General features: G+C 38.2%; 21 protein-coding genes. All 21 read left to right on the top strand.

The genetic code is table 11. The features are described 5' to 3' along the window. Window position 1 precedes the first annotated feature (1 nt). Complete coding sequence (rseP, locus tag BUB56_RS02955) at window positions 2-1,009, top strand: RIP metalloprotease RseP (protein ID WP_110939893.1); 1,008 nt, start codon at window positions 2-4, stop codon at window positions 1,007-1,009. 14 nt (window positions 1,010-1,023) lie between these two features. After that, window positions 1,024-2,082 (top strand): flavodoxin-dependent (E)-4-hydroxy-3-methylbut-2-enyl-diphosphate synthase, encoded by a 1,059-nt coding sequence (gene ispG / locus BUB56_RS02950; RefSeq protein ID WP_110939892.1) that lies wholly within the window; start codon window positions 1,024-1,026, stop codon window positions 2,080-2,082. Between the two features lie 19 nt (window positions 2,083-2,101). Beyond that, the gene (locus BUB56_RS02945) at window positions 2,102-2,737 is read left to right on the top strand and encodes a glycosyltransferase family 2 protein (RefSeq protein WP_110939891.1); all 636 of its coding nucleotides are present in this window, start codon (window positions 2,102-2,104) and stop codon (window positions 2,735-2,737) included. Between the two features lie 73 nt (window positions 2,738-2,810). Next, on the top strand, window positions 2,811-7,079 hold the full coding sequence (locus BUB56_RS02940; protein ID WP_110939890.1) for a PolC-type DNA polymerase III: 4,269 nt from the start codon (window positions 2,811-2,813) through the stop codon (window positions 7,077-7,079). A gap of 189 nt (window positions 7,080-7,268) precedes the next feature. Next, on the top strand, window positions 7,269-7,736 hold the full coding sequence (gene rimP / locus BUB56_RS02935; protein ID WP_190014124.1) for a ribosome maturation factor RimP: 468 nt from the start codon (window positions 7,269-7,271) through the stop codon (window positions 7,734-7,736). Window positions 7,737-7,749: 13 nt separating this feature from the next. Continuing rightward, on the top strand, window positions 7,750-8,814 hold the full coding sequence (gene nusA, locus BUB56_RS02930) for a transcription termination factor NusA (protein WP_110939889.1): 1,065 nt from the start codon (window positions 7,750-7,752) through the stop codon (window positions 8,812-8,814). Between the two features lie 14 nt (window positions 8,815-8,828). Further along, window positions 8,829-9,101, top strand: coding sequence for an RNase P modulator RnpM (rnpM, locus tag BUB56_RS02925; RefSeq protein ID WP_110939888.1), 273 nt, complete (start codon window positions 8,829-8,831; stop codon window positions 9,099-9,101). Continuing rightward, window positions 9,091-9,426: a L7Ae/L30e/S12e/Gadd45 family ribosomal protein gene (locus BUB56_RS02920; RefSeq protein ID WP_110939887.1), complete on the top strand. Its 336-nt coding sequence runs from the start codon at window positions 9,091-9,093 to the stop codon at window positions 9,424-9,426. The genes rnpM and BUB56_RS02920 overlap by 11 nt, the downstream gene beginning before the upstream one ends. Before the next feature lies 1 nt (window position 9,427). Further along, window positions 9,428-11,461 carry a translation initiation factor IF-2 gene (gene infB / locus BUB56_RS02915; protein ID WP_110939886.1) on the top strand — a complete coding sequence of 678 codons (2,034 nt, stop codon included), beginning with the start codon at window positions 9,428-9,430 and terminating at the stop codon, window positions 11,459-11,461. Between the two features lie 25 nt (window positions 11,462-11,486). Continuing rightward, complete coding sequence (gene rbfA, locus BUB56_RS02910; RefSeq protein WP_110939885.1) at window positions 11,487-11,867, top strand: 30S ribosome-binding factor RbfA; 381 nt, start codon at window positions 11,487-11,489, stop codon at window positions 11,865-11,867. Then, window positions 11,842-12,810: a DHH family phosphoesterase gene (locus BUB56_RS02905; RefSeq protein WP_110939884.1), complete on the top strand. Its 969-nt coding sequence runs from the start codon at window positions 11,842-11,844 to the stop codon at window positions 12,808-12,810. The genes rbfA and BUB56_RS02905 overlap by 26 nt, the downstream gene beginning before the upstream one ends. 8 nt (window positions 12,811-12,818) lie before the next feature. Then, window positions 12,819-13,712 carry a tRNA pseudouridine(55) synthase TruB gene (truB, locus tag BUB56_RS02900; RefSeq protein WP_110939883.1) on the top strand — a complete coding sequence of 298 codons (894 nt, stop codon included), beginning with the start codon at window positions 12,819-12,821 and terminating at the stop codon, window positions 13,710-13,712. A 12-nt stretch (window positions 13,713-13,724) separates the two neighbouring features. Beyond that, entirely contained in the window at window positions 13,725-14,660 is a 936-nt protein-coding gene (locus BUB56_RS02895) for a bifunctional riboflavin kinase/FAD synthetase (RefSeq protein WP_110939882.1), read from the top strand. A gap of 147 nt (window positions 14,661-14,807) precedes the next feature. After that, complete coding sequence (gene rpsO / locus BUB56_RS02890; RefSeq protein WP_278319445.1) at window positions 14,808-15,071, top strand: 30S ribosomal protein S15; 264 nt, start codon at window positions 14,808-14,810, stop codon at window positions 15,069-15,071. 131 nt (window positions 15,072-15,202) lie between these two features. Further along, a complete protein-coding gene (locus tag BUB56_RS02885) occupies window positions 15,203-17,308 on the top strand; it encodes a polyribonucleotide nucleotidyltransferase (protein WP_110939880.1) in 2,106 nt (701 codons plus the stop codon). A 149-nt stretch (window positions 17,309-17,457) separates the two neighbouring features. Next, entirely contained in the window at window positions 17,458-18,171 is a 714-nt protein-coding gene (locus BUB56_RS02880; protein ID WP_110939879.1) for a polysaccharide deacetylase family protein, read from the top strand. Between the two features lie 77 nt (window positions 18,172-18,248). After that, window positions 18,249-19,508, top strand: a complete 1,260-nt coding sequence (locus tag BUB56_RS02875; protein WP_110939878.1) for a M16 family metallopeptidase — start codon at window positions 18,249-18,251, stop codon at window positions 19,506-19,508. A gap of 68 nt (window positions 19,509-19,576) precedes the next feature. Next, window positions 19,577-20,011, top strand: coding sequence for a dUTP diphosphatase (gene dut, locus BUB56_RS02870; protein WP_110939877.1), 435 nt, complete (start codon window positions 19,577-19,579; stop codon window positions 20,009-20,011). A 116-nt stretch (window positions 20,012-20,127) separates the two neighbouring features. Beyond that, window positions 20,128-20,397, top strand: a complete 270-nt coding sequence (locus tag BUB56_RS02865) for a YlmC/YmxH family sporulation protein (RefSeq protein WP_110939876.1) — start codon at window positions 20,128-20,130, stop codon at window positions 20,395-20,397. A gap of 177 nt (window positions 20,398-20,574) precedes the next feature. After that, complete coding sequence (gene dapG / locus BUB56_RS02860) at window positions 20,575-21,792, top strand: aspartate kinase (protein ID WP_110939875.1); 1,218 nt, start codon at window positions 20,575-20,577, stop codon at window positions 21,790-21,792. A 140-nt stretch (window positions 21,793-21,932) separates the two neighbouring features. After that, window positions 21,933-22,715: a ClpP family protease gene (locus BUB56_RS02855; RefSeq protein WP_110939874.1), complete on the top strand. Its 783-nt coding sequence runs from the start codon at window positions 21,933-21,935 to the stop codon at window positions 22,713-22,715. The last annotated feature ends 51 nt before the right edge of the window (window positions 22,716-22,766 follow it).

Below are 22,766 nucleotides of genomic sequence, written 5' to 3'. Positions count from 1 at the left end.
CATGGGAACAATTCTCGTAGCTTTTATTGTATTTGGTCTTTTGGTTGTTTTTCATGAGCTAGGTCATTTTACAGTGGCTAAATTTGTTGGGATAAAAGTACATGAATTTGCAATAGGTATGGGACCAAGGTTTTTGAAAGTAAAAAAGGGAGAAACAGAATATTCCCTTAGAATCTTACCTATTGGGGGATATGTTAAAATGGAAGGGGAAGATGAAGCTTCCACAGATGCCGGTAGTTTCAATAACAAACCGATATGGGCAAGAATGGCTGTTTTGATTGCAGGACCTTTTATGAATTTTGTTCTTGCGGTTTTATTGTTTACCATGATCTTCTACTCGCTGGGATTTCCTACTACGATTATTGACCGGGTAACCCCCGGATTTCCCGCAGAGCAAGTAGGATTAAGACCCGGTGATCAAATTACAAGCATCAATGGGGAGAACATTACAAATTGGGATCAGATTGTTAGGATGATAAATGGAAGTCGGGAACAAGAACTTAGTATTATACTTTTGCGGGAAGGTGCTGAAAAACAGTTCAGGGTTACTCCTGTAATCAATCGGGAAACCGATCAAGCAATTATTGGAATAACCCCTGCAGCTGAAAAATCCCTGGTAAAATCCATTACAACCAGCATAGACAGAATGTTTTTTATTATGGGTGGCATGATGGAGTTTTTAGGCAATCTTTTCGGAGGTAAAGCGTCGACGGAGGATGTAGTCGGTCCGGTAGGGATTATACATCTTGTAGGAGAAGCTGCTAAAACGAGTATTTATAATGTGATGTCTTTAGCAGCGCTTATCAGCATCAACCTAGGGATCGTAAATCTAATTCCAATACCTGCTCTAGATGGAGGACGGCTTTTGTTTTTATTGTTTGAAGGAATTAGTGGAAGGCCTATTGATCCGGAAAAGGAAGGATTTATCCATTTAGTAGGGTTTGTGCTGCTAATGGTATTAATGTTGTTTATAGCCTATAAGGATATTATTCGATTTGATTTGTTTTAATAGCAGGAGGATATATGGGATCTTACCTTAGAAAAAAAACAAGGAAAGTTTATTGTGGAGATTTTGCCATTGGTGGAGATGCACCGATCTCTATACAGTCTATGACAAATACGAAGACAGCAGATGTCCAATCTACTGTTAGGCAGATTAAAAAATTGGAGGAAGCGGGCTGTGAGATTGTTAGGGTTGCGGTTCCTGACATGGAATCTGCTGAGGCTATTCAAAAAATAAGGAGAAATATTCAAATTCCCTTAGTTGCAGATATTCATTTTGATTACCGCTTGGCACTTACCTGCATTGAAAATGGGGTAGACAAGCTGCGCATAAATCCTGGAAATATTGGAGACATTGACCGGGTAAAGGCTGTTGTTAAAAAGGCCAAAGAAAGAAATATACCTATGCGGATTGGTGTAAATGCAGGATCCATCGAGAAAAAAATACTGGATAAGTATGGAGGAGTTACGGCCGAGGCAATGGTAGAGAGTGCCCTAGAACATGTCAGCATACTAGAGCATCTGGACTATTATGATACCATTATATCGCTTAAGGCATCAGATATACCCTTGACGCTGGCTGCTTATCAATTGATGTCCGAAAAGGTAGATTATCCTTTGCATATAGGGATTACAGAAGCTGGAACGCTATGGAGCGGTACGATCAAATCCTCTGTGGGCATAGGTGCTTTGCTGTTAAATGGGATTGGTGACACCATACGGGTATCTTTGACAGGGGATCCAGTGGAAGAAATAAAAGTAGCGAAAGAAATATTACAATCTGCGGGAATTAGAAGCTTTGGCGTTGAGATTATTTCTTGCCCAACCTGTGGAAGATGTCAAATTGATTTGATTTCATTAACCAATAAGATTGAAAAAAAAATAAAGAATATCAATAAACCAATAAAAGTAGCAATTATGGGCTGTGCTGTTAACGGTCCTGGAGAAGCAAGAGAAGCCGATATCGGTATAGCCGGTGGAAAATCATCTGCTTTGCTTTTTAAAAAGGGGGAAATTATTAGAAAGATTGAGGAAGAGCAAATTGAAAAGGTTCTTCTGGAGGAGATTTCTAAAATTTAACCTTTTTAGGAGGATGCTTATGAAAGTCACAGCGATTATACCTGCATATAATGAGGAAAAGAGAATCGCAAAAGTCTTGGATACTGTAACTCAGTTAAATATAGTGGATCAAATCATTGTTGTTAGCGATGGTTCAACCGATGACACAGCAGAAATTGCCAGATATTACACAGAAGATGTCATCGAACTGAAAGAAAACATAGGCAAAGGTGGTGCAATTATTACCGGTCTTTCTTACAGTAACGCAGATATTGTGTTATTATTAGATGCTGACCTTATTGGATTAACGAAAGACCATGTACTTGCCTTACTGGAACCTGTGATCTGGGGGGATGCTGAGACTACGGTAGGAATTTTTACTTCGGGAAGATTATTTACTGATTGGGCTCAGAAAATCGCTCCTTTTTTATCAGGTCAGAGAGCCATAAGAAGTTCATTAATCAAAAAGATAGAGGGATTGGATATTACATCCTACGGATTTGAAATAGCCTTAACAAAGTATTTGCATTCAAATAAAATTCCGGTTAAAAAGGTAGTGCTCTGTGGTATTACTCATACTATGAAAGAAGAAAAGCTGGGTTTATATCGAGGATTTTTATGGCGCATCAAAATGTATTGGCAAATCTTAAAAGCAATAAATGTAGACATAAGATAATTGATATAAGATAATTGATATTCGAGTTTACATTAATCATATTATGTAATCTGATAAAAACGGGGGGCATCAGATGAATGCTTTATTAAAGGATGTAATAGGTGATGTTTTTTCTGGAAAGCCTGTTCATTTCGATGCTGTCATAGAAAAGGTGACATATCATCGAAACGATAAGATATTAAGTGTAATAGTAGTACCTAAAGAAATTATACATAAACGTTATTTTGAAGAGGCTAAAGAGCATTTAAAAAAACATATCCCTTTTATACGGGATATCTATTTTTTGCCTAGATATGATAATTTGAAAGACCAAGATAAAGTATTGGAAAATTACTGGGATAACATTCTTTACGAATTAAATAGAAAGATGCCTTCTTCAGCGGCTTGGATAACAGAGGCGGAAATAAGCTTCGAAGCCTCTAGGCTGATCATAAAGGTTAAAGACAGTATAGGAAAATACAACTTGCTGGAGAGAAGAATCGATAATTTTATAAAAGAGATATTCAAAAATGAATTTAACAAAGAAATACAGGTTTCTATAGAATCTCCAGAAGTGCCTGATAGTGCAGCGCAGATTCAGTATCATCTTGAAAAAGAAAAAGAGACCCAGGACCTCCTAAAAGAAATATTAACGGTTGCAGAAACTCAAACCTCAAAGAAAAAAAATGCACCTTCAGATTTTGAGAAAAACATCATTTTGGGAAAGAAATTTCAAGACATTTCTGTACCTATTGGTTCCGTGACGGAAGAGTCAGGTATTGTTGCAATTGAGGGTGAAATTTTTGATCTGGAAACAAGAGAATTAAAAAATGGGAAAATCCTATATACGATGAGTATAACTGATTATGACAATTCTATCGGATTAAAGTTTTTTGCCAAGAAAGAGCAGAAGGATTCTTTGAATGAAGCTCTTTATATTGGTAAGTATCTACGGGTAAAAGGAGATGTACGGTACGATACATTTTCTAAAGAAGTAGTAGTAATGGCAAACGATATAATGGAAGGAATACCAACTATTCGTGAGGATCATGCCAATGTAAAAAGGATAGAACTCCATACCCATACACAGATGAGTGCAATGGATGGTGTCGTTTCAGCATCTGCACTGATTAAGAGAGCTGCAAAATGGGGCCATCCTGCGATTGCCATCACAGATCACGGTGTTGTGCAGGCTTTTCCTGAGGCCATGGAAGCGGGCAAAAAGAATGGCATTAAGGTAATTTACGGAATTGAAGGCTATTTGATCAATGACGGGGAAACCATAGTCACTGGCTGTAAGCAGGAATCTATTCACCAAACCTATGTAGTATTTGATATCGAGACAACGGGCTTATCCAGTAAACATGATAAGATTACTGAAATTGGGGCTGTGAAAATTGAAAACGGGCAAATTATTGATCGTTTTCAATCCTTTGTGAATCCACTTATACCTATACCTACAAATATTACAGAACTTACGGGAATTACTGATGAGATGGTGAAAAACCAACCTACCATAGATAAAATTCTGCCGGAGTTTCTGTCCTTTATTGAGGGGGCCGTGATCGTAGCCCATAATGCAGTCTTTGATACCTCTTTTATAAAAGAAAATTGTCAGTTGCATGGACTATCCTTTGATGTGCCTGTAGTAGACACCTTACCCCTTGCAAAAGTACTATTACCTAAGCTAAAAAAATACCGTTTGAATGTGATCGCTGAGGCTTTAGATGTATCGCTGAAGAATCACCATAGGGCAGTAGATGACGCAGAAGCTACAGCTCATATATTTTTGAAATTTCTTGATATGGTGATGGAGAGAGACATAAATCAGCTAAAGGATTTAAATGATTTATTTCAAGATCGGATTGATGTAAAAAAATTGGATACCTATCACATAATTATCCTGGTTAAAAATGCAGTGGGCTTGAAAAACCTATATAAGATTGTATCTGCATCTCATCTAGAATATTTTTATAAGAAGCCTCGAATCCCCAAGTCTTTACTGAGCAGCTATAGGGAGGGTCTCATAATTGGAACCGCCTGTGAGAGCGGTGAGCTCTATAGGGCTATATTAGCAAACCGTTCCCAAAGAGAAATTGATAGTATTGTAAAGTATTATGATTATCTAGAAATCCAGCCTCTTTCTAATAATCAGTTTTTAATAGATAAGGGATTGGTTAAAGATGAAAAAGAGCTAATGGCTATAAATCAAAAAATTGTAAGCTTGGGGGAAAAATTTAATAAGCCGGTTGTAGCTACAGGGGATGTGCACTTCCTTGATCCAAAGGATGAGGTATACAGAAGAATTCTGATGAGCGGACAAGGATTCGATGACGCAGACGAACAAACTCCTTTATATCTGCGGACCACGGAAGAAATGCTTAGAGAATTTGCTTATCTAGGAAAAGAGAAGGCTATGGAAGTAGTGGTAGACTACCCGAATAAAATTGCTGAGGAAATTGATTCTCTCATTCCTATACCTGATGAAACCTTCCCGCCGATTATTGAAGGTTCAGAAGAAGATTTAAGAAAGATGTGTTATGAAAAGGCTACAAGGATTTATGGTGATCCTATGCCAGAAGTTGTACAAAAAAGATTAGACAGAGAGTTGAATTCTATTATTAACAATGGCTATGCTGTGATGTATATTATTGCCCACAAACTGGTTACAAAATCCTTAAGGGATGGTTATCTTGTTGGATCCAGAGGATCTGTAGGATCTTCATTTGTAGCGACCATGAGTGATATTACAGAAGTTAATCCACTGCCGCCTCATTATGTATGTGGCAATTGTAAGCATTCGGAATTTATTTTGGATGGAAGCATTGGAAGTGGAGCTGATTTGCCAGACAAGAAATGTCCTCAATGCGGTGAAGACTATATTAAAGATGGTCACGATATCCCTTTCGAAGTTTTTTTAGGGTTTGAGGGAGACAAGGAGCCAGATATTGATTTGAACTTTGCTGGTGAGTATCAGGCAAATGCACATAAATATACAGAAGAACTATTTGGAACCGGGTATGTTTTCAGAGCAGGTACAATCGGTACCATTGCTGAAAAAACGGCATACGGATTTGTAAAGAAATACTTTGATGAAAAAGGAGTATTCGTAAATAATCGGGAAATTACCCGATTGGTAAAAGGTTGTACAGGTGTTAAACGAACCACAGGTCAGCATCCCGGTGGAGTTATGGTCGTCCCAAATTATAAAGAAATCTACGACTTCTGTCCGATTCAGTATCCTGCCAATGATGATTCTTCAGGGGTTATCACTACGCATTTTGATTATCATTCCATCAGTGGAAGGCTGCTAAAGCTTGATATACTGGGGCACGACGTACCAACTATTATTCGTATGCTTCAGGATTTAACGGGGTTAGATCCCACGCAGATTCCCTTAGATGATCAAGAAACCGTAAAAATATTCACCAGCCTAAATCCTTTGAAAATTGTACATGATGATTTTGAATGTGAAACGGGAAGTCTGGGAATCCCAGAGTTTGGAACAAAATTTGTTCGTCAGATGCTTGTGGATACAAAGCCTACTACCTTTGCTGAGCTGGTCCGGATTAGTGGACTCTCTCATGGAACTGATGTGTGGTTGAATAATGCACAGGATTTAGTAAGGCAAGGAATTGCAGAGCTAAAAGATGTGATTTCTACCAGAGATGATATTATGAATTACCTCATCTATAAGGGTTTGCCGCCGAAAACAGCTTTTAAAATCATGGAAAATGTAAGAAAAGGAAAAGGGTTAAATAGTGCAGATGAGGAAATAATGAGACAGAACAATGTACCGGAATGGTATATCAATTCCTGTAATAAAATAAAATATATGTTTCCGAAAGCCCACGCAGCAGCCTATGTGATGATGTCCTTTCGAATTGCATATTTTAAAGTACATTATCCTCTTGCTTTCTATGCTACTTACTTTACTACAAAGGCTTCTGATTTTGATGCTGATCTTGTAGTAAAAGGCAGAGAACATGTGGCAAATAAAATTAAAGAGATTGAGAGCCTGGGAAATAACGCTTCTCAGAAAGAGAAGGATTTTTTAACGGTACTTGAGGTGGTTCATGAAATGTACTCCAGAGGATTCGGATTCTTAAAAGTAGACCTTTACGAATCCGATGCGGAACGTTTTAAAATATCTGGGACTAATCTATTGCCTCCACTACGCGCATTACAGGGAGTTGGAGAAAATGCAGCCAAAAGCATTTGTGAAAGCAGAAAGGAAGGTCAGTTTATTTCCCTACAGCATTTACGAGAGAATGCGCGGCTGACGAAAACAGTTATTGAAACCCTTCAAGCCCATGGATGTTTAGAAGGGTTGCCAGATACCAATCAACTGTCATTATTTTAGGCTTGCATAGGTTTTTATAGTATGCTATAATTTTAGTTGCAGAAAACTATTTTGTGTACAAAGAGTGGGCTATATCCCACTCTTTGCTGTTATTTACTTACTTTTATTAACAGAATAAAGTTTATCCTTTTACGGAAAAATATGTATGTATAAGCTGAGTTTATTAAAATTTCATAGGAGGGGTATAAATTGGGAAAGAAAAGAACGGTAGATATTGTTGAAGCACTGGCATTGCCTATAACAGAAGAAAATGGAGTTGAACTGGTAGACGTTGAATATGTAAAGGAAGGACAGGATTGGTTTCTAAGAATTTACATAGATAAGGAAGAAGGTATCACCTTAGATGACTGTCAAGCAGTTAGTGAGACACTAAGTAAAAAGCTTGATGAAACAGATCCTATTGAGGAGAGTTACTATTTAGAGGTATCCTCGCCAGGCTTAGATCGAGAATTAAAAAAGGATAAGGACTATGAAAAATTTAAAGGAAGACTTGTACAGATTTCTTTATATGAACCCCTAGATGGGAAAAAAACGATAGAAGGGGAACTAATAGGACTTGAAAATGGCTTTGTAAGCATAAAAGCGGATGGGAAGAAGAAAATAGAAATTCCCAGGGAAAAGATTGGCAAGGTTAAGCTTGCTGTAATAATTGAATAGGGAGGGTGTAAAAATGAATGGAGAGTTTATTGAGGCTCTTGACCAAATAGAAAAGGAAAAAGGGATCTCAAAAGACATTTTAATTGATGCAATAGAGGCTGCTTTAATATCTGGATACAAACGCAATTATGGTTCAGCACAGAATGTAAAAGTTTATATTAATAGAGACAGTGGTGAAGTAAAGGTCTACTCACTAAAGGATGTAGTTGAAAAGGCTGAAAATGAATTACTCGAGATTAGCCTAGATGAGGCTAAGGAGATAGACCGAAATTATGAAATTGGAGATGTAGTTGAGAAGGAAGTAACACCGAAAAACTTTGGAAGAATAGCTGCCCAAACGGCAAAGCAAGTTGTTGTACAGAGAATACGTGAGGCGGAACGGGGAATTATTTACGACCAATTCATCAACCGGGAAAGCGAAATTGTAACAGGCATCGTACAAAGAATCAGCAAGGGTAATGTTTTTATAAATTTAGGTAAAACTGAAGCTATTTTGGCACCAGGGGAACAGATGCCCGAGGAAGAGTATAAACATAATGACAGAATAAAAACTTATATCATCGAAGTAAAAAAGACTACAAAAGGACCTCAAATACTTGTGTCTAGAACTCATCCCGGCTTAGTAAAAAGACTCTTTGAATTAGAAGTGCCGGAAATTCACGATGGTGTGGTTGAAATTAGAAGTATTTCAAGGGAAGCAGGCTCAAGAACAAAGATTGCAGTCTATTCAAAGGATCCCAATGTAGATCCTGTAGGGGCCTGTGTGGGACATAAGGGAACGAGAGTACAGGCTATCGTAGATGAACTGAGGGGCGAGAAGATAGATATTATTAAATGGAGTGAGAATCCTGAGGAATTCATCGCCAGTGCCTTGAGTCCTTCAAAGGTTGTGCGGGTAGAAGTAAAAGAGGATGAGAAATCTGCTTTAGTAGTAGTGCCAGATTATCAATTATCCTTAGCAATTGGTAAAGAAGGACAAAATGCAAGATTAGCTGCTAAGCTAACAAGCTGGAAAATTGATATCAAGAGTGAAACACAGTATAAAGAAGCTGTTGCCCACGGGAAGTCAAATGAGTAGGGGAGGTACTGTGCATGAAAGTGAAAAAGATACCTCTAAGACAGTGCATCGGTTGTATGGAAGGAAAACCTAAAAAAGAACTAATCCGAATTGTAAAAAGCAAAGAGGGCGATATCAAGATAGATTTTACAGGTAAGGCTGCTGGCAGAGGTGCATATATCTGCAATAATGTAGAATGTTTAACTAAGGCACAAAAAAAGAAGGCCTTAAACAGAGCTTTTGAACAAGAGATCGATCAAAGCATCTACCAGCAACTACAAGAGGAGCTGGGAAAAAATGCCAAGTAAATTTTTTTCCTTATTGGGACTTGCACAGCGTTCTGGCAACCTGGTTACCGGGGAAGATACTTGTGAGGCATATATTAAAAAAGGGAATATAAAGCTATTAATTGTAGCAGAAGATGCTTCGGCAAATACAAAAAAAAAATTTCACGATTTATGTTCCTATAGAAATATCAAAATGATAACCTACGGTGATCGGGACCAGATGTCTCATGCAATAGGAAAGAGCAACCGAGCTGTGTATGGAATTAAGGATGTAGCCTTTTCCCAAACATTGTTAAAGCTAATAAACGAGGAAGGTCATGGTGTAAAAAATTCGGGGGGTGAATAATATGTCAAAGATACGTGTTTATCAGATAGCTAAGGATTTGGGAGTATCTAGCAAAGAACTGATCAGTAAACTAGCTGAATTTGGAGTTCAAGTGGCCAATCATATGAGTACTCTGGAAGATGAAGAAGTTGATATTATTATGGAAATGTATAATGGTGAGGATAACAAGAGCAGCAGTGAGCCACCTAAGGTGGAGAAGTCTATCGAGGAGCCGAAAAAGGCTTCAAAAAACAAACATCATAAAGAAAATATGGAGAAACCGTCTGTGCAAAATATGATAGAAGAGAAAACAATAAAGATTGAAGGTTCGATTACAGTAAAAGACTTTGCAGATTTGTTAGGCAAAGGTGTATCAGAAGTAATGACTAAACTTATTGCTTTAGGGGTATTCGCTACAATCAATCAGGAAATTGATTTTGATACGGCGAGCGTAGTTGCCTCTGATTATGGCATATCTGTTGAAAAAACAGAGGAAAAAGAAGAAGTAGAAGTTGGATTAGAGCAAGAAGAAGACAGACCAGAGGATTTAAAGGAAAGACCTCCGGTAATTACGGTTATGGGCCATGTTGACCACGGAAAGACTTCTCTATTGGACGCAATCCGAAAAACCCATGTTACTGCTAAAGAAGCCGGTGGCATTACACAGCATATTGGGGCTTCGGAGGTTGAGGTAAGAGGAAAGAAAATTGTGTTTTTAGATACACCGGGTCATGAGGCATTTACTTCTATGAGAGCAAGAGGTGCGAAGGTTACAGATATAGCTATTCTAGTTGTAGCTGCAGATGACGGGGTTATGCCGCAGACCATAGAAGCATTGAGTCACGCTAAAGCCGCTAACGTACCTATTATTGTTGCGATGAATAAGATTGATAAACCGGGAATAAATCCAGATCGGGTAAAACAGGAATTAGCTGATCAAGGATTATTGGTTGAAGAGTGGGGAGGCGATACCATACTGGTGCCTGTCTCTGCCCATACCCGTGAAGGTTTAGATACTCTCTTAGAAATGATTCTTTTGGTCGCAGAAATGCAAGAGTTAAAGGCGAATCCTAATCGCTTGGCTTCAGGTACCGTTATTGAAGCAAAGCTTGATAAAGGACGTGGTCCGGTCGCTACGATTTTAGTTCAAAATGGAACTTTAAAGGTTGGCGACGCAGTGGTGGCTGGCTCAGCCTATGGAAGAGTTAGAGCGATGGTCAGCGATAAAGGAAAGAATATCAAAAAAGCTGGTCCTTCAACTGCAGTAGAGATTTTGGGACTATCGGATGCTCCTGAAGCAGGAGATCTTTTTAATGCTGTTAAAGAAGATAAAATTGCAAGACAAATTGGTGAAAAGAGAAAAGCCAAGTTTAGAGAAGAGAACCTCCATGTAACTGCAAAGGTGACTTTAGAAGACTTGTTTAAACAGATTAAAGAAGGAAGCGTAAAAGAATTAAATATTATCGTAAAGGCTGATGTACAAGGGTCTGTAGAAGCAGTGAAGCAGTCAATGGTTAAGCTTAGCAATGAAGAGGTAAAGGTTAAGGTTATTCATGGCGGTGTTGGAACAATTACTGAATCTGATATTTTATTGGCATCAGCTTCCAACGCCATTATCATCGGCTTTAATGTAAGACCTTCTTCAGCAGTATCCAGTCTTGCTGAGCGTGAGAATGTGGATTTAAGAACCTATCGAATCATATACGAAGCCATTTCAGATGTAGAAGCTGCGATGAAAGGTATGCTGGAGCCTGAATACAAAGAGGTTGTTTTGGGCAAGGTAGAAATTCGAGCTACCTTCAAGGTTCCCGGTATCGGAACAATTGGCGGAGCCTATGTAATGGAAGGAAAGGTATCCAGAAACGCTAAGGCAAGGTTAATTCGAGATGGAATTGTCATTCATGAAGGATCTATTTCATCACTAAAAAGATTCAAGGATGACGCAAAAGAAGTAAATGCCGGATATGAATGTGGTATAGGCTTAGAAAACTATAATGATATAAAAGAAGGGGATATTGTTGAACCTTATATTATTGAAGAAGTAAAAAGAGGATAGCTGGTACGAAAGAAAGGTGAAAAAAATGGCATATCCCAGAACAAATAGAATTGGAGAAGAAATAAAAAAATTAGTAAGTCATCTTATAAGAAATGAATTAAAGGATCCAAGGATTTCCAATCTTACCAGTGTAGTTGACGTGGACGTGACCAGGGATTTAAGGTATGCAAATATCTTTATTAGCGTTTACGGAACACAGGAGGAAAAAGAAAGTACCATAGATGGTTTGACGAAAGCAGCTGGATTCGTGAGAAAAGAGATAGGAAAAAGCTTAAAGTTAAGATATACACCAGAGCCCATATTTAAAATGGATACCTCTATAGAAAAAGGGCTGTATATTTCTTCTCTTATCAATAAGGTAAACGCAAAGGAAACAAGAAATGAAAACGATGACAACACTAACTAATATTGCAGATGTGTTGAACGGGGGGAAATGTATTCTTATCCTCCCACACATTCATCCTGACGGTGATACAATTGGTTCATCACTAGCCCTTTTACTGGCTCTAAAAAAGATCGGTAAAAAGGCTACTATTTTAGTGGAGGATGAGGTTCCATCCAGCTTAGATTTTCTTCCTCTAGAATATATTTATCATGAGCTTCCTCAGGATGTTTGTCCCGACGTAATTGTAGCGGTTGATTCCAGCGACCTAGATAGATTAGGAACGCGTGCAGATTATTTAAAGCATGCTGCCAGGACGATTAATATAGATCATCATATTACCAATGTTCAATTTGCTGAGTATAATCATATAGATGTCAAGGCAGCTGCTACAGGTGAAATTATCTATGAGCTGCTTCAAAAAATGAATATAGCGATAGACAAAGAAATAGCCACCTGTATATATTGCGCTCTTTCAACAGATACAGGCAGCTTCAAATATGATAACACTACTGCAAAAACCCATCGGGTTACTGCGGACTTGCTGGAATATGGGTTGGATCTAAATGAAATCACTGTTAGGCTATACCAGAACAAGCCTTATGAAAAATTAAAACTGCTGGGAGAAGTCTTAAATACCCTAGAGTTGCATTATGCTGGAAAACTATCTATATTGTCCGTTACTCAGGACATGATAGAGAAAGTTAAAGCGGATCCGACGGATGCAGATGGATTAGTTGAATTTGCAAGAGATATTGAGGGTGTTGAGGCAGCTGTATTGTTGAAGGAGCTTTCTCCTGCTGAGATCAAGGTCGGGCTGCGTTCGAAATATAAAGTAGATGTCAGTAAAGTTGCCGCAGACTTCGGAGGCGGGGGCCACAGAAAAGCTTCCGGGTGTACGCTGCAAGGCAGTATACAGGAAGCTGGCAAACAGATTATTAAAGCATTTAAATTTTTAGAACGATAGGTGATCGGATGGACGGTATTATTAATCTGTTAAAGCCTCCACATATGACTTCCCATGATGCGGTAGGATATCTTAGAAGACTGTTGAAAACTAAAAAAGTAGGACATACAGGCACCTTAGATCCGATGGCTGCCGGCGTTTTGCCAATATGCATCGGTAATGCTACTAAAGTAAGCCAGTTTCTTCTGAATGATGCCAAAGCTTATCGATGCGAGTTGACCTTAGGGTGTAATACAGATACCCAAGACCGATGGGGAACTGTCACTAAAGTAGGGAAACGTGAGGTATCGCAAGAAGAAATCATTCGCGTGTTTAATACCTTTAAAGGGGAAATTCTGCAATATCCGCCTATGTACTCTGCATTAAAGCATCGGGGAAAAAAATTGTATGAATTGGCCAGGGCAGGAAAAACTATTGAGCGGGAAGCACGTAAAGTCACCATTTATGAATTGAATATACTCGACATAAGAGGACATAAGGTACTATTCGATGTTTGCTGTTCAAAGGGAACCTATGTCAGAACACTATGCGAGGATATTGGAAATAAACTGAATACAGGGGGCCATATGTCCTTTCTGCTCAGAACAGCCAGCGGTAGATTTAAGCTGGGAGAAACTGTTACTCTGGAGGACCTTCAAGAAACAGCTGTTGAAGATATTGAGAGGAATTATCTTTTTCCTATAGACTATCCTTTGTACAATTTGCCAAATGTTTATATCAGATCTAGCTCCATAAAATATTTATTAAATGGCAATGACATGCTGCAGAAAAATATTCTACGACATGATCCATTAAAGGAAAATGAATATGTAAAAATCTATGCAGAAGAAAAATTTATGGCTATTGGTATTGTCAAAACAGAAAATCAGTTTTATATTGATATACAGAGAGTTTTTAATTAAAGGGGCAGCCGTATGAAAATAATTACTTCTTTAGATAATGTAGATTTTCAGTCTAATGCCACAGGGATTGCGCTTGGTAACTTTGATGGCATTCACATGGGACATAAAACACTTATTATAAAACTTGTAGAAATCTGTAAGAAGCACAACATTCCCAGTGTGATTTATACCTTTCGAAATCATCCTAAAAGCTTAACTTCGAATAACAGAGGGCCACTGAAGATTGCATCGGACAGGCAAAAACTTCAACTGCTTCGTGAACTGGGTGTGGATTATACTTTGTTTATAGAGTTTGACGAAAAGCAGAGAATGTTAGCTCCCGAGAAATTTATAGAAGAAATACTTATCCGCCGGTTAAACATGCAACATGCAGTGGTAGGCTATGATTATCGTTTTGGGTACAAGGCAAAGGGTGATATCCATCTGCTAGAACATATGAAAGATCAGCATGATTACCAATTGCAAGTCATTCAACCGGTTGCAATTGAAAATGAAATCATCAGCAGTACGGTGATAAGACAGCTAATCCAGGGGGGGCAAATCAGCAAGGCAAATCTTTATTTAGGCAAACCTTTTTCTATTACTGGAACCGTTATTCATGGAAGGGGAATGGGTAAGCAGCTAGGCTTTCCAACGGCGAACATAGAATTAGACGACTCTTTTGTTTTGCCAAGCCCCGGTGTGTACTATACAAAGACTATATTGGATCAAAAGATTTATTATAGTGCAACGAATGTAGGTCATAATCCTACTTTTGGGGAGCATCCCATAAGCATTGAAACTCATTTAGTAGATTTTGATGATATGATCTATGGAAAGAAAATAGAAGTATTGTTCTTATATCGGGCTAGACGGGAAATAAGGTTTTCTTCGAAGGTTGAATTGATTGGGCAAATGGCTAGAGATTTAGAAGGGACAAGGGAGTATTTTTTTGGAGAAATATTATAACTATTTTTTTGTGCCTGCCCTTTACAGGCTTTGTTATTTATGATAGAATTAGGCGTTGTATGGAACCATGAGCTATGTAATACGAAACTCCGACGTACTACTTGGCCTATGGCGATTATAAAATAAGGAGGTGAATGTAGCATGACGATGAATAAGGAAAAGAAAGTAACGATCATTAACGAGCATAAAGTACATGAGAGTGATACTGGATCTCCGGAAGTTCAGATCGCATTATTGACTACAAGAATTAATGAGTTAAATGAACATCTTAAGGTTCATAAGAAAGATCACCACTCAAGACGGGGCTTATTAAAAATGGTTGGTAAGAGAAGAAATCTGTTGAACTACCTGAAGGGAAAAGATATCGAAAGATACAGAAGTGTTATTGAAAAACTAGGATTAAGAAAATAGTACCTTTTGAGCGGGAAGATCCCGCTCTTTATTTTATGATTGTTTAAGTGATTTTTTCGAAAATGTAGGAAATACTAGATTTAGTATAGAATATATATTAGATTTGAAAATTAAATGTGAGGAGGTTTAAAATGGAAAAGACTTATAAAATTGAACTAGCTGGAAGACCCTTTGAAATTCAATTGGGAAAATTCGCCCAGCTGGCGAGCGGCTCCGCATTGGTCAGATATGGAGATACCGTAGTTCTTGTGACTGCAACATCATCTGCTGAACCAAAGCAAGGTATTGACTTCTTTCCTTTAAGCTGTGACTATGAAGAGCGTCTTTACTCTGTAGGAAAAATACCAGGCGGCTTTATAAAAAGGGAAGGACGTCCAACAGAAAAGGCGATTTTGACATCAAGGCTGATTGACAGACCCATACGACCACTTTTTCCAAAAGGATATCGTAATGATGTACAGGTTATAGCTACTGTCCTTTCTGTAGATCAAGACTGTACACCTGATGTTGTAGCAATGATTGGGTCATCTGTTGCGCTGTCTATTTCTGATATTCCCTTTAATGGCCCTACAGGTTCTGTAATCATAGGATTAATTGATGGACAGTTTATCGTTAATCCTACCGCCGCTGAAAGAGAGAAGAGCGAAATGCATCTAGTTGTTTCAGGTACTAAGGATGCAATTATGATGGTTGAAGCAGGGTGTAATGAAATAAGCGAAAGTGTAATGTTAGAAGCTATTTTATTTGCTCATGAAGAGATCAAAAAAATAGTAGCATTTATTGAAGGTATTGCTCAAGAGGTAGGTAAATCCAAGCAGGAAGTTAAATTGTTTAAGGTAGATGAAACTATCGAAAAGGAAGTAAGAGAATTTGCTACAGAAAAAATGATACAAGCTATCAAAACCGTAGATAAGATGGAAAGAAATGAGAATATGGAAGCAGTCAAAGCAGAGACCCTAGCCGCTTTACTGGAAAAGTACCCGGAAAGCCAGAAGGATATCGATGAGACCCTATATCAACTCATTAAAGAACAAGTAAGAAATATGATTTTAGATGAAGAAGTGCGGCCAGATAACAGAAAGCCAAAGGAAATCAGACCGATAAGCTGTGAAGTATCCGTTTTGCCACGGGTTCATGGAACAGGGCTATTTACAAGGGGACAGACCCAAGCACTTACGGTTGCAACCCTTGGAGCTATTGGAGATGCCCAGATTCTAGATGGTTTAGGAGAAGAAGAGTCAAAGAGATATATGCATCACTACAACTTCCCGCCTTATAGTGTTGGAGAAGCTAGATTTTTAAGGGGACCTGGACGTAGAGAAATTGGACATGGTGCTTTAGCTGAGAGGGCACTAGAACCGGTAATTCCTTCAGAGGAAGAGTTCCCTTATACAATACGTCTCGTTTCTGAAATTCTTAGCTCTAATGGAAGTACTTCCCAAGCCGCTGTATGCGGAAGCACGCTGGCACTCATGGATGCAGGGGTACCTATTAAGGCTCCGGTTGCAGGAATTGCCATGGGCCTGATTAAAGAAAATGACAAGGTTTCTATTTTAAGTGATATTCAAGGTATGGAAGACTTCTTAGGCGATATGGACTTTAAGGTTGCAGGTACTGAAAAAGGAATTACGGCTATACAAATGGATATTAAAATTGACGGCATCAACAAAGAAATTCTAGAACGTGCGTTGGCACAGGCCCAAGAGGGAAGAATGTACATATTAGGAAAAATGAAGGAAGCAATCACTGAACCAAGAGCAGAAATGTCCCCTTATGCACCAAGAATCATCCGAACCACCATTCATCCGGATAAAATAAGGGAACTTATTGGTCCTGGCGGAAAGACAATAAATAAAATCATTGATGAAACAGGCGTTAAAATTGATATTGAAGATGACGGAAGTGTTTTCATTACAGCATCGGATATGGAAAGTGGTAACAAAGCCCTTAAGCTGATTGAGGGAATTGTCAAGGAACCACAGCCTGGAGAACTTTACATGGGAAAAGTAGCAAGAATTACCACTTTTGGTGCATTTGTGGAGATTTTGCCGGGTAAAGAAGGTTTGGTTCATATTTCGCATATCGCAAAAGAGCGAATCTCCAAGGTAGAGGATGTTTTGGCTGTTGGTGACGAAATTCTTGTTAAAGTATTAGAGATTGACAAGCAAGGAAGATTGAACCTATCAAGAAAAGCTGCACTCCAAGATCAAGAACAAGAAAAAAAGGCTGAAGAATAAAAAGCATAAACCAAGTGGTTTATGTTTTTTATTTTTGTTATGACCAATTCATGACTCCTTCTGTAAGATAAAGTTTTTCTTTGAACCTTGTCCTGCCGAATAAATCATAAATCTATGAATATTCATGATAGGGAGAGAGGGGGATTCCTATGAGAATAATTATTTTAAAACGCAAGTACATTTTAGTGGCTGCTGGGGCAATACTACTCATTTTGCTGGGTTTTATAAGCTTTTTGAGGGATGACATTACAGTGCTGCAGCGCTATCTACTGCATGAACCCATTCGCAGCGGAGATCCTTCTTTAAATAAAGCTGCCATTACCTGTAACGTAGATTGGGGGAATGAGATCATACCGGAGATTTTAGACGTACTTGATGATAAAAATATCAAAATAACCTTTTTTGTAACAGGAAGGTGGGCCTCCAAGTATCCGGAGCTGCTTCAGGAAATGTTCAATCGGGGGCATGAGATAGGAAATCATGGTTATAGCCATAAGACTCACAGCAAAATGAATAAAAAAGACAATTTTTTAGAAATCAAAAAAGCTGAAGAAGCGATAGAAAAAGTATTAGGGGTGAAACCTAAGTATTTTGCTCCACCCTCAGGTGATTATAGTGAGGCTACACTGGAAGCGGCAGAAAAGCTAGGATATCAGACCATCTTGTGGAGCATTGATACAATTGACTGGCAGGAAGGCTCTACTGCAGATGTAATCATTAGCAGAGTAATGAAGAAGTCCCACAATGGGGCAATACTTCTGATGCATCCAAAGCGTGAAACAGCAAAAGCTCTTCCCATTATTATTGATAGAATCATTGAAGAAGGTATTCAACTAGGCACCGTTTCAAATTTGTTAGAGTAAGGTTTTTTTCTTGATTATTGAGTTATACTAAATTATAATAGTCTATGTATTTATGAATACCAAATCGGGAGGCTAAAATGTTTCAAAAATATACTTTAAGCAATGGGGTAAGACTGGTAGTAGAGAAAATTCCCTATGTGAAATCAGTTACTTTGGGCTTTTGGATCGAAGCTGGGTCTATCCATGAGGATGCAGATAGCAATGGAATTACTCATTTTGTTGAGCATATGCTATTTAAGGGTACAGATACGAGAAGTGCGAGAGAAATTGCAGAAAGCTTTGACAGTATTGGCGGACAATTAAATGCTTTTACCAGCAAGGAGTGTACCTGTTTTTACGGGAAGGTATTAGATACTCATTTGTCAATCGCTATAGACGTGCTGACGGATATGTTATTTCACTCCAGCTTTAACCCTAGAGAAATAGAAAAGGAAAAAGGTGTTATTATAGAAGAAATAAACATGTACGAAGACTCTCCAGAAGATTTGGTCCATGAGCTGTTGTCCAATACCGTATTTAAGCACCACAATCTAGGAATGCCTGTATTAGGGACGGCTAAGACTGTAACCAGCTTTGATCGTCAAAAGCTTTTATCTTTTGTAGAGAATTATTATACTATGGAAAACATGGTCATCTCAGTAGCAGGAAACTTTGATGAGAACAGTCTCATAGAACAGTTGGAGGAGAAGCTCAATGCCATTTCCAGCAAAAAACGTACTCAGAAGCCGGAAAGCAGACCTTCTTTTAGTCCCGATGGAGTCATTCGATATAAGGATATTGAACAGTTGCACATATGTTTAGGTTTAGAGGGAGCTTCCCTAAAGAGTCAGGATTTATATCCACTACTTATCGTGAATAATGTATTTGGCGGAAGCATGAGCTCCAGACTGTTTCAAAATATTAGAGAAGACAAAGGTTTGGCCTACTCTGTATTCTCCTATCCTTCCTCATACAAAGAGATCGGCCTCTTAACAATATACGCAGGCATTAATCCAAATCAGCTTGATGAAGTGCTGAAGCTTATCAACCAAGAAATTCATGTCCTAAAAAAGGATGGTTTGACAAAGGATGAATTGCATAAATCTAAGGAACAGTTAAAAGGCAGTTATATGTTGGGGCTTGAAAGTACCAGCAGTCGTATGAGTGCTATAGGCAAGTCGGAACTGCTCCTAAATCGCACTTATTCTCCGAAAGAAATCATAGAAAAAATCGATCAAGTTACGATTCAAGATGTTCGACGGGTAATTGACAGGGTTTTTATATCAGATAATAGCGCATTGGCGATTGTGGGCAAGGTTGAGAAAGATAAGAATTTATCCGGTTTTCTAGATTATTAAAGATATTAGCTCCTGCTAATGTCTTTTTAATTTTCCAATATCAGTCAAAAAATGAAGGGAGAAGAAGAATGAGTAAGATAAAGATTGTGTGTAAGGATCAGACGCTGCTTCCAGCCTATGAGACAGCAGGAGCAGCAGGCATGGATTTAAAGGCAGGTATAGAGACTTCAGTAACGATTAAACCCGGGCAAAGAGTCTTAATACCTACAGGAATACATATTGAAATACCGGAAGGCATGGAAGGCCAGGTTCGGGGTAGAAGCGGACTGGCTGTGAAGCATGGGATAGGCCTAGTCAATGGGGTGGGGACAATCGATAGCGACTATCGGGGAGAAATCAAAGTTCCATTAATTAATTGGGGACAAGAGGATTTCACAATAAACCGAGGAGATCGAATTGCTCAGTTAATATTTTGCAGATATGAGAAGATCGCTTGGGAAAGTGTCGACCTATTGAACCAGTCCTTTCGAGGCACTGGAGGTTTTGGACATACGGGAAAATAAAAAGCATATTGTTATCCTTCTGAAAATAGAATAATAAAAAGTCTGTTTGGACGACTGATGTTATGGACTTTTTACATTTATAAAACATATAGGAAAAAGTAAGGAGGATGGCATAGATGAGGTTGAGTAAACTAGGTGGAAAAGAAATCGTAAATCTAAACGATGGAGGAAGGCTCGGTGTCCTAGCAGAGTCTGATCTCTTGGTGGACGAAAGAAATGGAAAAATAAGAGCACTGCTGGTCCCGGACTTTCGAAATCAATTTTCAATTTTTTCGGATAAGAGCTTTGTTGAAATTCCCTGGGAATATGTACGAAAGATTGGTAACGATATGATCATCATAGAAATGGAAGATGAGAAATCTTCCCGTCGAAGCTTTTCTTTGTAAAATATTATAGCATTAATAAGTAAAGGCCACAGTCTGCATTGAACTGGCGAAAACAATGGTTCCATAGAATCCTTCTTAACATATTATAATAATAAGGTTAGTTATTGCTGAAGATTTGTAGAAAAAATTATAAATATGTGCTAACATTAAGATATGTATTTGGTAAGGAGGAGAAAAATGAATATCATTGTTCAAAAATTTGGAGGTACCTCTGTTGCAAGCAAAGAATTAAGAGATAAGGCAGTAGAAAAAGTTATCCAATGTATTCAAGAGGGCAATCAACCCGTTGTTGTAGTTTCTGCTATGGGACGGAAGGGTGACCCTTATGCTACAGATACTTTATTGCAGATAGGGCGTGAACCTTACTCAGAGTGTTCAAGCCGGGAATTAGATCTCATGATGGCATGCGGCGAAACCATATCGTCTGTAGTTTTTGCAAATACAATCAAAGCAAAGGGTTATCATGCTGCTGCACTGATGGGTTTCCAGGCGGGTATCATAACCGATGAAAAATATGGAGATGCAGATGTAATAAAAGTGGAACCTCAGAATATTCAGCAATTGCTTGATAAGGGCATTATTCCTGTAGTTACAGGATTTCAAGGAATATCTGAAAATGGAAATATCACGACATTAGGGAGAGGAGGCAGCGACACTTCGGCGGCAGTAATTGGAGAAGCATTAAAAGCAGAGGTTGTAGAAATCTATACGGATGTAGATGGTATCATGACGGCTGACCCTAGACTGGTGACCAATGCAAAGGTAATTGAACAAATAGATTATGATGATATTTATCAAATGGCAGAGGACGGTGCAAAGGTTATTCACCCAAGGGCTGTTGAGGTTGCCCGTCGGGGCAGCATTATTCTTAAAATAAAAAATACCTTTACTGATGCGCCTGGAACCATTATAAGCAGTTTTGAGCAATATGAAAATAAATATAGCAAGTATCCATCAGCAGGAGAATGTATTACTGCTATTGCACACAGGAATAATGTTGCTCAAATTGTTGTGCAATATGAAGATACTGCAGAAATAAATGAGGTTTTCATGAATGCATTGGCTGAAAATGATATTAGTATTGATATGATTAATTTTTTTATAGATAAAAAGATATTTACCGTTGAAGAACAACATCTCGTAAAGCTTGAAAGTATTATAAAAAGTATTGGACTGAAATATGACATTCATAGAAACTGCAGCAAAATAACAGCCATAGGACATAAAATGCGAGGTGTTCCTGGAGTAATGGCTAGAATTGTAAAAGCTCTAGCCAAAGAAAATATTAGAATTCTTCAAACCTCTGATTCTCACACAACAATTTCCTGTCTAGTAAATTCCGACAGTATGGAAAAGGCTGTTAACATACTGCATCAGGAGTTTCATCTGGCATAAAATAAATAAAAACTGCTATTCTCTACCCTGGAGTATAGTAGTTTTTTTATTGGAAAAAATAAAATATGAATCTTAGAAGATATAACATCGAAAAATTTGGGGAGAAATCGCTTGAAAAGCCAAAATAAGGAAGTGAGAACATGAGTGAAAGAGAAGAAAAACCAAAGGTATCAGAACCTGAGATCAATCCACAAACAAAGCTTGAACCAGCCTTAATACCAAAAGTAAATGCAAAGTTAAGCAATATCCAGAGCCTTGGAACACAAAACATTCCAGAGATGCCTACAAATATCCATTATCTTACAATCATCGGACATATTGAGGGACATATGATTTCCCCACCCCAAAACAAATCAACAAAATATGAGCATATTATACCCCAATTAATAGCCGTTGAAGAAAATCCAAAGATTGAAGGAATGTTAACGATTTTGAATACCGTTGGCGGTGATGTGGAAGCAGGATTAGCTATTGCAGAAATGATAACCAGTCTATCAAAGCCTACAGTGTCCCTTGTACTGGGAGGAGGACATAGTATTGGAGTGCCTCTAGCTACAGCCAGTGATTATTCCTTTATTGCCGAAACTGCAACAATGACAATTCATCCTATTCGGATGAACGGTTTGGTAATTGGCGTTCCTCAAACCTTCAAGTATTTTCAAAAAATGCAGGAGCGCATCATTCAATTTGTAACCAGAACCTCTAATATTTCGAGAGACCAATTGATTCAACTCATGAATGAAACCGATGAGATTGCCAATGACATAGGAACCATCCTAATTGGGAAAGAAGCTGTTAACCTTGGATTGATCAATGAGATTGGGGGAATCAAGCAGGCAATGGATCAATTAAGGAAAATGATTGAAGCAAAAAAGGATAAAAATATGACTATGGAATTAGAAATACCAAGGAATTTGCAATAGAATAATTGAAAAGCATATGTTATAATAACAATGTTAAAGTGTTAATAGAAA

Source organism: Geosporobacter subterraneus DSM 17957 (assembly GCF_900142145.1).
In the GTDB taxonomy this organism is placed as follows: domain Bacteria; phylum Bacillota; class Clostridia; order Peptostreptococcales; family Thermotaleaceae; genus Geosporobacter; species Geosporobacter subterraneus.
Note: the sequence above shows the minus strand (reverse complement) of the source record. Positions and strands in the feature narration are given on the sequence as shown.